Annotated in this window: 16 protein-coding genes; 7 read left to right on the forward strand and 9 right to left on the reverse strand. The window is 38.2% G+C overall.

Annotation, left to right across the window (positions count from 1 at the left end; all coding sequences use genetic code 11):
• Positions 1 to 298: 298 nt before the first annotated feature.
• Complete coding sequence (locus J5J05_RS02245; RefSeq protein WP_208559064.1) at positions 299 to 760, forward strand: hypothetical protein; 462 nt, start codon at positions 299 to 301, stop codon at positions 758 to 760.
• A 74-nt stretch (positions 761 to 834) separates the two neighbouring features.
• On the opposite strand, the gene J5J05_RS02250 is transcribed toward J5J05_RS02245, so the two are convergent.
• Positions 835 to 1,050, reverse strand: a complete 216-nt coding sequence (locus J5J05_RS02250) for a helix-turn-helix domain-containing protein (protein ID WP_208559065.1) — start codon at positions 1,048 to 1,050, stop codon at positions 835 to 837.
• A 10-nt stretch (positions 1,051 to 1,060) separates the two neighbouring features.
• Positions 1,061 to 1,540 (reverse strand): DUF2975 domain-containing protein, encoded by a 480-nt coding sequence (locus J5J05_RS02255; protein ID WP_208559066.1) that lies wholly within the window; start codon positions 1,538 to 1,540, stop codon positions 1,061 to 1,063.
• Between the two features lie 181 nt (positions 1,541 to 1,721).
• Between J5J05_RS02255 and J5J05_RS02260 the strand changes: the two genes are divergently transcribed.
• Together J5J05_RS02260 and J5J05_RS02265 are read left to right on the forward strand one after the other, a co-directional pair.
• On the forward strand, positions 1,722 to 2,276 hold the full coding sequence (locus J5J05_RS02260; RefSeq protein ID WP_208559067.1) for a sigma-70 family RNA polymerase sigma factor: 555 nt from the start codon (positions 1,722 to 1,724) through the stop codon (positions 2,274 to 2,276).
• Positions 2,269 to 3,372, forward strand: coding sequence for a hypothetical protein (locus J5J05_RS02265; RefSeq protein ID WP_208559068.1), 1,104 nt, complete (start codon positions 2,269 to 2,271; stop codon positions 3,370 to 3,372). Before J5J05_RS02260 ends, J5J05_RS02265 begins: the two co-directional genes overlap by 8 nt.
• 40 nt (positions 3,373 to 3,412) lie before the next feature.
• On the opposite strand, the gene J5J05_RS02270 is transcribed toward J5J05_RS02265, so the two are convergent.
• Complete coding sequence (locus J5J05_RS02270) at positions 3,413 to 4,018, reverse strand: histidine phosphatase family protein (RefSeq protein ID WP_208559069.1); 606 nt, start codon at positions 4,016 to 4,018, stop codon at positions 3,413 to 3,415.
• Positions 4,019 to 4,263: 245 nt separating this feature from the next.
• Between J5J05_RS02270 and J5J05_RS02275 the strand changes: the two genes are divergently transcribed.
• Together J5J05_RS02275 and J5J05_RS02280 are read left to right on the forward strand one after the other, a co-directional pair.
• On the forward strand, positions 4,264 to 4,932 hold the full coding sequence (locus J5J05_RS02275) for a general stress protein (protein WP_208559070.1): 669 nt from the start codon (positions 4,264 to 4,266) through the stop codon (positions 4,930 to 4,932).
• Between the two features lie 77 nt (positions 4,933 to 5,009).
• The gene (locus tag J5J05_RS02280; protein ID WP_208559071.1) at positions 5,010 to 5,534 is read left to right on the forward strand and encodes a general stress protein; all 525 of its coding nucleotides are present in this window, start codon (positions 5,010 to 5,012) and stop codon (positions 5,532 to 5,534) included.
• Between the two features lie 150 nt (positions 5,535 to 5,684).
• Here the strand turns inward: J5J05_RS02280 and J5J05_RS02285 are convergent, their stop codons facing one another.
• The 3 genes from J5J05_RS02285 to J5J05_RS02295 all read right to left on the reverse strand — a co-directional run bounded on the left by J5J05_RS02285 (position 5,685) and on the right by J5J05_RS02295 (position 8,062).
• Positions 5,685 to 6,680 (reverse strand): LLM class flavin-dependent oxidoreductase, encoded by a 996-nt coding sequence (locus J5J05_RS02285; protein ID WP_208559072.1) that lies wholly within the window; start codon positions 6,678 to 6,680, stop codon positions 5,685 to 5,687.
• A 115-nt stretch (positions 6,681 to 6,795) separates the two neighbouring features.
• A complete protein-coding gene (locus tag J5J05_RS02290; protein ID WP_208559073.1) occupies positions 6,796 to 7,197 on the reverse strand; it encodes a hypothetical protein in 402 nt (133 codons plus the stop codon).
• 118 nt (positions 7,198 to 7,315) lie between these two features.
• Positions 7,316 to 8,062: an alpha/beta fold hydrolase gene (locus J5J05_RS02295; RefSeq protein ID WP_208559074.1), complete on the reverse strand. Its 747-nt coding sequence runs from the start codon at positions 8,060 to 8,062 to the stop codon at positions 7,316 to 7,318.
• Between the two features lie 261 nt (positions 8,063 to 8,323).
• On the opposite strand from J5J05_RS02295, the gene J5J05_RS02300 reads away from it, so the two are divergent.
• Together J5J05_RS02300 and J5J05_RS02305 are read left to right on the forward strand one after the other, a co-directional pair.
• Positions 8,324 to 9,217 carry a glycine betaine ABC transporter substrate-binding protein gene (locus J5J05_RS02300; RefSeq protein WP_208559075.1) on the forward strand — a complete coding sequence of 298 codons (894 nt, stop codon included), beginning with the start codon at positions 8,324 to 8,326 and terminating at the stop codon, positions 9,215 to 9,217.
• 161 nt (positions 9,218 to 9,378) lie between these two features.
• Positions 9,379 to 10,782 (forward strand): aldehyde dehydrogenase family protein, encoded by a 1,404-nt coding sequence (locus J5J05_RS02305; RefSeq protein WP_208559076.1) that lies wholly within the window; start codon positions 9,379 to 9,381, stop codon positions 10,780 to 10,782.
• A 316-nt stretch (positions 10,783 to 11,098) separates the two neighbouring features.
• Here J5J05_RS02305 and J5J05_RS02310 read toward each other — a convergent pair whose 3' ends face one another.
• The 3 genes from J5J05_RS02310 to J5J05_RS02320 are packed head-to-tail and all read right to left on the reverse strand — an operon-like array spanning position 11,099 to position 14,530.
• Positions 11,099 to 12,313, reverse strand: a complete 1,215-nt coding sequence (locus J5J05_RS02310; RefSeq protein ID WP_208559077.1) for a dicarboxylate/amino acid:cation symporter — start codon at positions 12,311 to 12,313, stop codon at positions 11,099 to 11,101.
• Positions 12,314 to 12,331: 18 nt separating this feature from the next.
• Positions 12,332 to 13,264, reverse strand: coding sequence for a carbamate kinase (arcC, locus tag J5J05_RS02315; protein ID WP_208559078.1), 933 nt, complete (start codon positions 13,262 to 13,264; stop codon positions 12,332 to 12,334).
• Between the two features lie 18 nt (positions 13,265 to 13,282).
• A complete protein-coding gene (locus J5J05_RS02320) occupies positions 13,283 to 14,530 on the reverse strand; it encodes an MFS transporter (RefSeq protein WP_208559079.1) in 1,248 nt (415 codons plus the stop codon).
• Between the last annotated feature and the right edge of the window lie 4 nt (positions 14,531 to 14,534).

Raw genomic sequence — 14,534 nt, forward strand, 5'->3', positions numbered from 1 at the left:
AAAAATGAAACCTAAAAAAAGAAGACCTATCGAATGAAACCGATAGATCTTCTTAAGGGTAACTAATGTTACCAACACCAGTTGACACAGAGCCCACCTTTTTTGGTCGTTTGGTCTACCAATCGTATTAATTGTAAAACATAAGCATGGTTAATATACTGGAATCAAGATACTTGGATTGAAGCTTTAGCCAACTAATAGGGGAAAATCGTCCTGACTTTTAAACAAACTGACACGCTCAGTAACAACTAAATCATCGTATGTAGTTAACCGATTTAACTTATAGGAGGAATAGAAAATGAGTAAATTTGTAGAAGGTAGTTATGCATCAATGGAAGACGCGGTACATGCATTAAATGCAATGGTTACAAGAGGTTATGCTAAAGAAGACATTCAATTCGTAACAAGTGAATCCAAAAAATCCGAGCTTTCTCCCGATATATCTATGAACGTTTCAACAGATACATCGAATGAAGCACTAAACGATTATAAAGAAGATATCGAAAGCGGAAAGTTAGTCGCTCTTGTAGAAGAAGATGCTAGTATCAATAACGACCAAAAAACTGGTAAAACAAACTTCGAAGCGGATAGTCCAGCTGAAGATCCAGTACCTAGTCCGGATCTAAGCTCTGATCCGACAAGCGACAGTGCACTACGAGATAATCCCACGCCTGGTAATGTTCCTGTAGGAGATGATGACGATAAACCTGGAAGCATTCCCAAAGACGACGATCACGACTTAACGAAAGATGGACTATAAAATAAGTAAAAGACAAAGGTAGCCGATTTTTAAAATGGCTACCTTTGTCTTTTTTTATGTTATCTTTTATCCCACTATTTAATACTAGTGAGTCCGTATTCCAGTATATCCCCCGGCTGACATTCCAGTACTTCACATAACTTTTCTAGTGTTGAGAAACGGATAGCTTTTGCTTTACCATTTTTTAAATTCGATATATTGGCCATCGTGATACCCACCTTTTCAGAAAGTTCGGTAACCGACATTTTTCTTTTCGCTAATACTACATCTAAGTTTACAATGATTCCCATAATAATCTCCTCATATCGTTAAGTCATTTTCAAGTTTGTACGCTCGAGCGTTCGAAAACAGGATGTTCAAGACATCTGCAAATGCTACGATAACCGCTGAGAAAAATAAAAAGAATAAACCGATTAAAATTAATCCGGGTGCATCATCTCTATCCGCGACTAAATAAACGATTGGCAGTAACATCAGATAAATAGCTGTCATCATACTGCCAGCATTTCGAATGTTTTTCAAACAGCTGATCGTGCTGACTGAAAAAGCTTCATTTTCATCAATATGTACGATGAGTTTGAACGACTGTGCTACCATAAATAAAAAGCAAACACCCGTAGTGATTAGTGCGCCTTGTGTGAGAGGATGTAGAATCGTCATATCAGGAAGTGTTGTCTTAAGTAAGTTTGTGACCCAAGGTAACACGAGAAAGTTGAAACCAATTGTCCCTAGTGCAAGTAAGCCTAACGTAATTTTTAAAAGTATCGTCCTGATTTGCATACTTCAACTTCTTTCTATAATGATTTCTTCAAAAACTATATCATGTTTTAAATTGAATAACAATAGATAATTATCGGTAATCAATAATGTTAAATGTTTTTTATATAACATTACCAAAAATTGACAGATAACGCGTTTAATGATTGTATATATAAGAGAAGTAAACTGGGGGGGGGATTGGATGAAGCAAGACGATTGGATCATTAAAAAGTTATCACAACGGAAAGAGTCGGGTTTGACCGCTTTGATCGAAAACTATGGGGGTCTATTGAAATCAGTGATTCAAAAATACCTTCATGCATTACCCGATAGACAAGATGAATGTCTTAATGATGTTTTTTTAGCCGTATGGAATCATATCGATCAATACGATTCGACTAAATCTAGTTTTAAAAATTGGATTTGTTCAGTTGCACGTTATCGTGCAATTAATTACTTAAAGAAATATCGATCTGACTCCTTGCTTTTAGATATTGATACACAAGTAACCCCAAAAACCACTTATGAAGATACACCTTTTTCTAAAGAACTTTGGCAAATCGAACTGCATGAATTACTCTTACCGTTAAAAGAAACTGACCGAAAACTGTTTAAAGATATTTTTGATTCGACATACACAACATCAGAGATTGCAGAGAAACATGGTCTATCTCAGGGTGCATTTTACAGCAGAGTATCCAGAGGTAAAGCATTGATTCGACACTACTTTAAAACGGGAGGTAACGGATATGACTAAAGACAAGAAATTAATCTATACATTATTGAATCGTACAAAAACGGAAACGCATTCTCTCAAAACAGTTTCTCTTTCAAAAACAGAAAAAAGACAGCATCTTAAAAAGTTAAAAAAGCAACTAAGATCTAAACGCACACATAGCTTCCCCACTCACCCTGGATATTTAGTAGCGGCTGTCGTTTGTTTACTTTTATTGTTTAGTCAAACCGCTACTTTTCAAAAGGTACAAGCAACGACCGTTTCACTTTTACAAGATATTCATTTTTCTATTTCAGAAGCACTCGGACAGTCGACACCTTCAGATGCTGCCGTTTCTTTTGATCAGATTCAGTCTATCGGGGATGTTGATGTAAAGATGGAAGAACTTGTGGTCATCGATCAGAAATTGATGTTTAACTTTTTAGTTGACCTTACCTCATCTCCAGAAGACACCTTGTTCATAGGCTTTGAAGAGATGAGCGTTAAGGTGAATGGCATACCGTTTGATAATGATCTTTTTTGGGGAACCGGTGAACTACTCGAATCAAATAATAAAATCCAGAGCTGGACTTATACGTTAGTACTAAACGAAATAGACGATCTACCAAAAGAGTGGAACATTGAGATTGACGTAAAGAATATAAATCTAGTTATCCCGGGTGAGAGTATAACAGGTCCCACAGTTGTAAAAGGAGGCGCTTCTTTTACAGAACAAACATCCAAAGCTTTTCTAACAGATTCCGTTCAGTCGTATCCATTAGATTTCACAGTTCCCATTGATTCTTATGACTATGAGATCGACACGCTATTTATTCATCCAATTTCCACTTATATCAATGTGCAACTTTCAACAACAAAAGATATCTACCAATTATTGGAATTTCGCGGAACAACCGATACCGGTGAAACGATCTTGTTTGAACGTGACAGCTCGTTCACTTTAGAAGGCACTACTGAATATACCTTTAAATTTTCTGAAGCTGCCTCTTCTATTACCCAAAAAGAACTAATCAATTCTAAATCATTGACACTTCAGCTTTATTCAGGTGGTTCTCCCGAAGGGACGGATGCACACTTCAAGCCCTATGGTGAACCTATCACGATTGAACTAGACTAAATAGAGAAAAGAAAGTGGTGATCACTTTCTTTTCTCTATTTCATGCTTTTTTATAACTTGCATCATTCATTTTGTGGACAATCATTTTCCCTTCGCTTGTAATGGTAAATTCAGAGACTCCCCCGGCTTTCCCGTAAAATGTTAACTGCTCTAAATGATCGATCTCGTATCCAAGCATCATTAAATGGAACTGCTTTAGAATATCTCCGTGAGCAACGATGATTGCACACCCTTCTTCCATGATTTGCTTATAAAAGGGCCGGAGTCGTTCCCAAGAATCCCGTTGTGATTCAGCTGAAGGAAATATTCTATCGTCAATTGTCTTTTCATGCTTAACAATGTTTTCTTTTAACCACTTTACAGATTTCCCACAAGCCTCTCCTAAATCTCTTTCTCTGATTCTAATGTCTCTCTCTATTTCTAAGTCTACTAGTGCAGCTAGAGCTTCAGCTGTTTGAACTGCTCGTTTTAAATCAGAGGCATACAGTTTATATTCACTTAGATCAAACTCATCTGTTAGTACTCTCGCAATTTGGTCAGCATCTTTTCTTCCTTTTTCTGTCAAATCCCAATCCGTCCATGACCCAATCATGCCATTTGTATGATGGACAGATTCGGTATGTTGAATGGTGATGATTTTTTTCAATTTAAATCTCCTCCTTAAACAACTACAAAATGAGTTTATCTTTTGACTCTACCATTAATTTGTGAATGAAAGCTCTTTTATTAATGATATTATAATACGATCGCAGTTGTGTAACAAAGATTAAATATTACGTTTATGCACCCTATACACTCCCATCTAAGGTCGTATAGTTTGTAAAAAAAAAGTATGCTCACTATACTTGTTTTATAACCAAATATTGTAAGATTCAATAGGAGGAATTGTAAATGAACACATTTGTAGAAGGAAGTTATTTAACAATTAAAGAAGTTGACCAAAAGGTTGAAACACTGCTTACTCAAGGATACGATAAAAAAGATATGACTTTAGTGACAAGCAGTCGTACCAAAGATAGTATAGAAACAGACATCCCTGTCAAAGTTTATGGGCAAGATTCAGACGATGATTCTATGATCGATAAAATCAAACATCTCTTTACCGGCTCAGACGATACCCATACAGATGATGCTGACCAAAAACTATTACATGATTATGAAACTGAATTAGACAATGGTCGTTTGATTCTTTTAGTAGATGAAAATGAGAACGCAGGTCGCAAGACGTCAACTGGTTCAAATCACACAAACAATTCAGATATGCCAGTAGTGGACCCTGTTAACCAAGGCGCTGATATCGTTGTAGAAGATGATGATCATACTTCTGAGAATCACTCGATTACACCTGCCGATCATCCTGATATCGATCCAACTGACCCTGCTCATACTGCAGGCAAGAAAGATCAATATACGAATGAACCTAATCACTCAGCAGCCAGTACACCAGACGTTTCAAAAACAGCTGGTAAACAAGATCAATATACAGGTAACACTCAACCTAAACATGAGACGAGTAGTACAGATCATATAAAAGTTGATTCTAATAATCCTAAACTTTAATATTTTTCGAAAAATCGTAAAATAATATAATCAGATCAAGTAAGTAATCAAAAAATTTAATAGGAGGAACCTTCATTATGACTAAATATGTACATGGAACTTACAAAACAGCCGAAGAAGCGAATGCAACAGTTGATTCTTTAATCGCTAAAGGATATGACAGCAGCGATATCACGCTTGTTTCTAATGACGCCACGAACAGTTATCTTTCAACGAATGTCCATACTAAAGTCTACGGTGAAAACCATTCTAAAGATGAGTCGCTAGTCGATAAAATCAAAGATGTTTTCACTGATGACAAAGAGGATACTTCAAACGATACTACAGAAAATGAAAATGTTGCACTAGATGGGTACACTGATGAACTCCGTAACGGACGTATCGTCGTTTTAGTTGATGAAAATCCAAACGTTGATCGTGCAGTGGATTCAAACCATCAGCAAAATACTGATCCTTCAGCAAACTCTGTGGCTGATCCCATTTCTACTAACCCAGAAGTCGCTGTAGGCTCTATTAACCAAACAGCGATTGATCCTGCACTCGATACGATGGATCAAAAAAAGGTAACCCCAACAGATCCTAAAGGCAGCAAAAAACACTAAGAAATTACACTAGAAAAATAGGATACTTTTGATATAAGCACCTATTATTTCAATGAAGCTAAAGCAGTTTTCATTCCTGCTTTAGCTTTTTTGCGTAAAAAGAGACATCAGTACTATAACTGATGTCTCTTTAGTATATTCTACATACCTTTACAGCATTTCTTCAGCAAGTAGTCGGTAGGTGTTCAATCTTTGTTCTTGAGAATGAGCAATACTACAGATCATTACTTCTTCAAAACCGAATTCTTCTGTATCCTGACGCAACTTATCTGCAACCTCTTTTGCGGTACCCACTAGATGAATTTGGCGATTCGTTTTGATTGCGACTTCTTCCTCTTCCGATAAGCGATAAGCTTTCGCCTCTTCCGGCGTCATCAGCGGTTCCATTCGCCCTTGAGCTAAGCGAATGCGTGCAATGTCTTGAGGTTTCGCTTGATACTCTGCTTCTTCTTTCGTCTCCGCTACAGTCACTAAATAAGCAACATTGATCTCAGGTTCCTTCATAAACGCAGAAGGTTTAAAGTGGTAACGATATAATTCAAAAATTTCTTTTCGCATCGAACCTAACATAAAGAACTGCGCAAACGAATAACCAAGTCCTCGACGACCCGCTTCAATCGCACTGTTTCCACTAGAGCCTAATAACCAAGATTCAGGTAATGTTACTTTTTGTGGCGATGCAATAGTATGTTTATAGAGCATCTCTTCTGGTACTTGGTCTTGCATCAAGGTCAAAGTTGTATCTAATTTTTCGTATAAATGATCAAAATCCGGATTATTTCCTTGAGACAACGCATAGATTGAGCGCTGATCTCCTCCTGGTGCACGTCCTATACCGAAATCAACTCTTCCCGGCGCCAATGCACTCAACGTTTTAAACACCTCGGCCATTTTGAGCGGTGAATAGTGCATAATCATCGTACCACCCGTACCAATGCGAATTCGGCTGGTCTTTGCAGCAATATAAGCCGCAACGATTTCCGGCGCAGAACTAGCGAATGCATCACTACCATGGTGTTCGGCTAACCAGAAGCGATGATAGCCTAGTTCTTCGGTTACTTGCGCAAGCTCTACAGCTTTCTCAAGCGCTCCTTGAGGTGTTTTCCCACCTGTAATCGGTGCTTGATCTAATACGCTTAATTTCATTTTTACAATCAACCTCTCTGTTTACTTACTTTTAGTATACCACCGAATTGACTGTTACGCATTGGTAATGAATTAAGTCATTTTAAGTAAATTGAAAGATTCAATATAAAATCTCTTATTCCTCCAATATCTTTTCATGTTTTACGACGAATTTGCTATTGGGTAAGTAATATAACTTATACTGTTCATCTACCTTAGGTTTCAATACCCATGGATTTCTCTGGTATTCGATACCATTCATGACAAATCCATCCGTATTGTCCGGATAATAAACACTCTCAATCTTTCCTTCTACTACTTCCGTCTGATTACGGAGCGCTTTTGGAAGATCTTTATATAGTGGCATCGTCCAATTTACGAATAGGTAAAAAAGTAGCGGTGCTAGTAAACCAAGAAGGGTGAACCATTTTTTTGAAATTTCTTTCCTTTTAATCAAAATGATCATATATCCTATTCTCATAAAAATAAATATCCCTATGAATGTTTGAAAAAAGATTATGCCATGATAATAGCTCATAGTTCCCCCTCCTAATTGATCTCCCAAAATTCTTGCTAGCTAGACTAACACAAATGAAGTAGACTGCTTTCTTATTAAATCCAACAGTCTACTTTATCCACTTATGTCAATCAGACAATTACTGATTGATGCCCATTTTTTCTACATAAAAAGCCGTTATTTTTTCCATAGTTGATACCCTAACCAAATGCTTTTCGTCTTCTTCTATAAACGTCAGATTCGCATCAGGATTTTCTGCAACAAATTCTGCCGCATCGCTGTATGGAACGATTTCATCTTCATTCCCATGCCAGAATAACATCGGTCTACCAGCAAGTGTCTCTGGTCTCAATGACAGATCGTAATACGGTATCCAAGCTAATAAGTTCAAATAATCATCTGGCACATAGCGACCTGATGCCGTTGCTAGTTCATAAATACGTTCACGGTAGTAAACCGGCTTCGGCGACCCCATTACACAAGCAGCTACTTTGATTTCTGGGTGGTTCGTCATTAGTGCACATGTAGTGATCCCGCCCATTGAAACACCGCCAACTGCTACACGATCATCTGCTAACCCTAATTTCTTGAAATGATTGACGAGAGAACCAAACTCAAATAAATTCGCTTGAATACTTTGCCAGAATGTTAGTGACGGCACTTGAATGATTGGTTGCTTACGATCACCGTGGTTTGCAGCATCAGGTAACAGTACTCTGAACCCTGCCTCTGCTAACTTACGCCCTTGTGTCAATACCAGTTCTTTTGATGACTGCCAGCCATGGTAATAGACGACCAATGGTAATAGCCTGTTTCTTTGTTCTCTTTCCACCACTTCCAGTAATGGAATATTACCGATACTTCTTTTTCTAATCATCAGTTTCATCTTGTTCCACCTCGCCTATAAGAATACAGCAAACCGTTGCTTTAGAACAGTTTGGCGTTTTAATCCTTATCGGTTTTTCATTGTTTGTATGAGAAACTCCTCACTCTAGCTAATATTAGAAGAATATATTTTGATGTAGGTATGCATTTATGATAGGCTAGTAAAATCTGTGTGACTTTACTGCAGATAAGCTAAAAAATACGATTTTCTCCAAGGCATTATACCCTTGGATCAATGAAGCAGAACTCACTGGAGGAAAAAATGAAAAACGCATCATTCAAGCTTCTTTCTCTTACAGCTATGGCTCTAGTCATGAGCGCTTGTGGAGATAGAAAACCCCGAGAAGAAATGAATCTTGGAGAACAAATGGATTTCACCCTTATGGGAATGGAACCTGGTTCTGGTATTGCAGAAACATCTAGGAAACCACTAGAGGCCTACGATAATTTGGCTGGCTGGGAAATTCATGAAAGTTCGACTGCTGGTATGCTGGTCGCATTAGATCAAGCAATAAAACGCAAAGAGCCCGTTGTCATTACAGGCTGGGGACCTCATTTCATTTTTGAAGAATATGATATTAAATTTTTAGAAGATCCAAAGAATGTATTGGGCGATGCTGAAGATATTCATTCCATGGCTCGGCTCGGTTTGAAAGAAGATAAACCCGAAGCATATGCACTTTTAGAAAATTTCAATTGGACCGTTGAAGACATGCAAGCAGTGATGGTCGATGCGATCGATGTTGAATTTGAAGAAGCTACGGAAAACTGGATCGCTGATAATCGTGATAAAGTAGATAGCTGGAAAGAAGGCATCGATACGGTTGATGGTGAATCGTTTGATCTTGTTTCTTTCCCTTGGGATACGGAACGAGCTTCAAGTCATGTTGTCGCAGCTGTATTGGAAGAATTAGGTTATGATGTCATGATCACAAATGTTGATCCTGCTATCATGTTTCGAGCGCTAGCTGCTGGCGAAACGGATGCGACTGTTGCTGTCTGGTTACCAACCACTCAAGGTCCACTGATTGCTGAATATAAAGACCAAGTAGAAGATTTAGGGGTTAACCTTCACGGTACCCAAGTTGGGTATATCGTCCCTTCTTATATGGAAATTGATTCCATTGAAGATCTTCCTGCTTATGTAGAAGAATAAGAAAATTAAGAATGAAAGCTCAGTATGCTAGTTACTGGGCTTTTTTTGTTTACATATCGCTCTTTGTCATCAACTTGAGGGCACAATTTAATTTCACAAGGTCTTTCGGTTGGCTTTTTAAAAAGATTTTTACATAATGGGGGGTAAGGAGATGATTTTAAGTGAGAAAAGAAACATTATACTATAACGGAGAATGGCAACAAGCTCAATCAACCGATTATGCAGAAGTCATCAATCCAACAACAGAAGAAGTGATTGGCAAAGTCGTAAACGCCAACCAGAAAGATGTTGATTTAGCTGTCGCTGCAGCGAAATTCGCATTTGATGAATGGAATCAGACTAGCCCTCAAGTTAGAGCAGACTACGTAGAAAAACTATTAAATGGTATTAAAGAAAGAAAACAAGATTTAATGGCTATCATGATTAAAGAATTAGGTACTTCCGCTATATTCGCTGATCAGACGCAAGTCGGTCTAGCAGTAGATGAAATGGCCGGTACGCTAGAAGAAATCAGAAACTATAATTTCGAAGAAAAAGTCGATAATGCTACGGTTATTAAAGAAGGATATGGGGTTGTTGCTTGTATCACACCTTGGAACTATCCACTGAACCAGATCCAAAGAAAAATCACACCTGCTTTACTTGCAGGGAATACCGTTGTGGTGAAGCCACCAAACTTAACACCACTGACAGCTTTACTGTTAGCTGAAATCGCACATGACGCCGGTTTACCGAAAGGTGTGTTCAATTTAGTTACAGGTAATGGTAGCGAAACAGGTGATTATTTAACGAGCCATCCAGACGTTTCAGTTATTTCATTTACTGGATCAACTAAAGTTGGTTCTGGCTTATACGAGAAAGCCAAAACATCTATCAAGCAACTAGTACTTGAGCTTGGCGGTAAATCACCAATGATCTACCTTAAAGGTGGAGATCTAGAGGTCGCTGTAAAAAATGCAGCCGATACAGTCTTGCATAATCAAGGACAGACTTGTTCTGCACTGACTCGTCTATTCGTTCCAAAAGATGAATTAGAAAGAACGAAAGAAGTTATCAAAAATTATTATAAAGATATCAAAGTCGGCGATCCTGCAGAAGATGATACAATCGTCGGACCACTCGTTTCAGAGGGTCAAATGGAGACTGTTTTAGACTATATCGAAAAAGGTAAAAAAGAAGGCGCAGAAGTATTGATCGGCGGTAATAAGATGGATCGTACTGGTTATTACGTTGAACCAACAGTATTCGTCAATGTTACGAACGACATGACGATTGCTCAAGAAGAAATTTTTGGGCCGGTTTTAGTTGTTATCACGTATGACTCAGTTGACGAAGCAATCGAACTAGCAAACGACTCTATCTATGGCCTTTCAGGTGGCGTAGTTGGACCAGAAGAAGAAGCTATCAAAGTCGCTCGTCGCATCCGTACAGGAAATATACTGATCAATGGTGCTGACCGTACTCCTAAAGCACCTTTCGGAGGTTACAAACAATCCGGAAGAGGTAGAGAAAATGGCTTGTATGGCGTTGAAGATTACTTCGAGATTAAAGCGATCTTCAATTAAGCTGAAATACGAAAATATGGCTAGGAAATATAGCCTTTAATGAAAGATAAACCGCTGAGAGAATTGTATTTTACAATTTCCTCAGCGGTTTTTTCGTCTAATAATCTTTTTTTATTTTATTATACTTTAGCAGATTATTGCCATGATAAACAAATTTGTTTCATTTTCTGTGCTTGATACGTGCAAAAACTACTTCGACAATCTTCACATTTCAAACGCTTCTATCAAATCGCTTAAATACCAACTAAAAAAGGCTGGAGCTTCTGCCCCAGCCTTTTCATTCATATTTCACTCATTGATCTAAAAATAAAACAGCTTACTTTTCAGCAAAAATCGTATAATCTAGCTCATCCACTGACTTCGCTACATAGACTGCCGTGAATACATCTAAATTAACATTCAGTATAGTCCTCAGCATCCCTACGAACCACTCAACACCTGCAAATACAGCAATGCTTTCAATCGGTAGTCCCATTTGTGGAACGATGATCGCCAGTGAAACCAGTCCAGCGCCAGGCACCACTGCATTCGCTAGTGAAACAAAGGTCGCTGTAATTGCTAGATAAATCATCATCTGGGCATCAAATGATACTTGATAGATTTGAGCAATCGTAATTACGGTTATTGCCATATGCATCGCTGATCCGGTACTATTCAGCGACATCCCTAGTGGCAAGACGAGATTACTGATTCGCTTACTGACACCTAATCTGTTTTGTGATTCTGCCATAGAAAGCGGCAGCGTAATCGCAGAAGAGGTTGTCGCCAATGCCATCACAGAGATGTTCTTCATATTTTGCGTTAGTTTAATCGGACTAACCTGACAAAATATCGCCAGTATAATCGAACTGATTATCAGGAAAGAGAATGTTCCAATACCGTATACTAAAAGGTACTTGAGCAACGGTATAATAATTTGTCCTCCGAGCGTACTGATCGTAGAGGCAATTAATGCGAAGATTCCGATTGGTGCAAGCACCATGACGTATCGAATCAATTGAATGATCACTTCATTAAACTCTACGAATAGGTTCAGTAACTGCGATTCGGGATGACTGTTCAAGTATCGGTTTAAAGCAACACCGAAGAACAAGGCAAAGACAATAATTTGAACAATTGATCCTTGAGATAAAGAATCAAAGATGTTTTTTGGAAAAAAACCTAATACTGTCTCTGTTATGGATAACTCTTGTGCTTCTATAGCTGCGCCTTTTCCTGCTTCTAGCGTAATTCCGCTTCCTGGATCAAATACTAAAGCGACAATGATTCCCCATACAGCTGCCAATAGGGAAGTAACGAGAAAGACGACGATTGTTTTCCCACCTAAACTCGTCAGTTCTTTAAACTCGATGCTTCCAACAGCTTGAATAATTTGTCCAAGAATCAATACAGGAATCGCCATTTGTATCAGTCTTAAGAAAATATCTCCAACAAGTTTTAGAGATCCGCTGATTTCTGGAAATAAAAATCCGAAACCGACGCCTATAAAAACAGCTATCACAATTTTAGTCAGCATCGTTGGCTTTTTCACTATTATCCTGATCCCCTCTTATGCGCTGATGACCGTACCAGCATTGCGATCAACATTTTCAAGATTTTCAATTGATGTGATAATCGCTTTTCTTGAATCATGGTCTTTAACAAAGCTGATAGCAGCTTCAATTTTTGGTAACATACTACCGGCTGCAAAATGATCTTCTTTGATATAGTCTTTTGCTTCTTGAACGGTAATCTCTTCAAGCGCTTTTTGGTCTGGTTGATTATAGTTGATATAAATATTGTCAACGCCCGTTAAAATGATCAAGCGATCAGCATTAACGTTTTCAGCCAGTACACGTGCAGAAAAATCTTTATCATTTACTGCTTCTACACCAATATATTGTCCATTATCTTCATAGACAGGAACGCCTCCGCCCCCAGCACAAACTGTTAATACACCTGCATCTACGAGTGCTTTCACTGCATCTTTTTCGATGATTTCCTGAGGCATTGGTGAAGGCACAACTTTTCTATATCCTCTTCCGGCATCCTCAATATAAACTGCGCCGTCTTTTTTAGCTTCTTCATCTGCTTCTTCTTTTGTTAAGAACGGGCCAATTGGTTTAGATGGATTTTTAAAAGATGGGTCATCTTTATCCACTCTAACTTGTGTAACCATAGAAACGACTGGCATTTTGTTGCCTCTACTGAGCAATTCATTCGTTAGGGCATTTTGGACCCAATAACCAATACTTCCTTGGGTCATAGCACCACAAGTATCTAGACCTAGTGCAGGATTTTGTTCACTGTCTCCAGCTTTTTGTTGGAGTAGTAAGTTCCCCACTTGTGGTCCGTTACCGTGACAAACAATAACTTGTTCGCCTTTTTCAACAAAATCCGCAATATATTTAGCAGCATTTTTAATGACTTCTTTTTGACCTTCGTCGGTCGGATCTGTTTCTAAGATGGCGTTCCCACCTAATGCAATTACATTCAAACTCATCTAAATCTTACTCCTTTTTTAAAGTGATTTCAGTTTTTTGTTGTCTTTCGCTAAGAAAGAAAAAGCGATTAATCCAATGACTAGCAACACACAAGCTAGATAGAAACCGACTTGCATAGAACCTAGCGTATCTGCTAAATAACCTGTTAAATAAGGTGCAAGGATAGAACCTGACATCCCAATAAAGTTATAGGCACTTAAAGTCGTTCCTAATGAAGATGATGAAGCATGTTTAGTTACAAAAGTAATCATGATTGGATCTAGTGCTAATTTACCTGTTAATCCGTATAACACAAGTACAGCAATCAGTAATGAGCGGTCCGTTACGAATGCAATAGAGAAGACTGATAAGATTGCTAGTGGAACTAACATATAAACTAATTTTTTCGGTGCATCCATTTTGTCATTCAATTTCGCAAAGATCAGCGCACCTGGAATAGAAGCCCAAGGAACTAATGAAGAGATGAAGCCTACGCTTGCGCCTTCAAATCCACGTTCTGCAATAAGGAACTGTGGCAACCACGTGATAATAACGAAGTTGGCATAGATACTTGTAAAACATAGAATAAATGCTGCAAGTAGATTACGGTTTGAGAAAATACTCTTAAGGGAGATTTTTTCTTTTGTTTCTTCTTCTTCAACAGGCTCAGCATCTCCAGGACGGATAACCTTTTCTTTAAGCATAGTGTAGAAGATAATTCCCACGATCAATGTTGGAACAGCCATGATAAAGAATGGTTTACTCCAGTGTTCGCCATTTTCTAGCACCAATCTAGAAGATAGTAGATACCCACCAGATGTACCAAAAGCCATACCACTATTGATGATTGCATTTCCTAATGTACGTTTATTGTCAGGAATCGATTCTGTTGATAATGCATATTGTGGTCCGTAATAAGCCCCTTGTCCAAGACCCGCAAATGCACGAATCATTAAGAACATCACGAATGTTGCTACAACACCACTTAGATACGTCATAATCGCTAAACCGATGAATCCTAAAGTAATGACTAATTTTCTACCAATTTTATCACCAAGTACACCAAATGGTATTTGGGCAATTGCATAGGTCAGGAAGAAGATACTGTTCGCAAGTCCTAATTGCGTATTACTTAGTCCGAACTCTTCTCCTACTACACCCATGATCGGATTGAAGATCGTTCTTGTAGCGTACATGATAATCCAACCGAAGAAGAAAATTGCTACAACTTTCATCCAGTAATACTGACTTACTTTAACTGGTTTATTTTTACTAACAGCTGCCATTTTT

The organism is Marinilactibacillus kalidii, assembly GCF_017599325.1.
GTDB classification, from domain to species: domain Bacteria; phylum Bacillota; class Bacilli; order Lactobacillales; family Carnobacteriaceae_A; genus Marinilactibacillus; species Marinilactibacillus kalidii.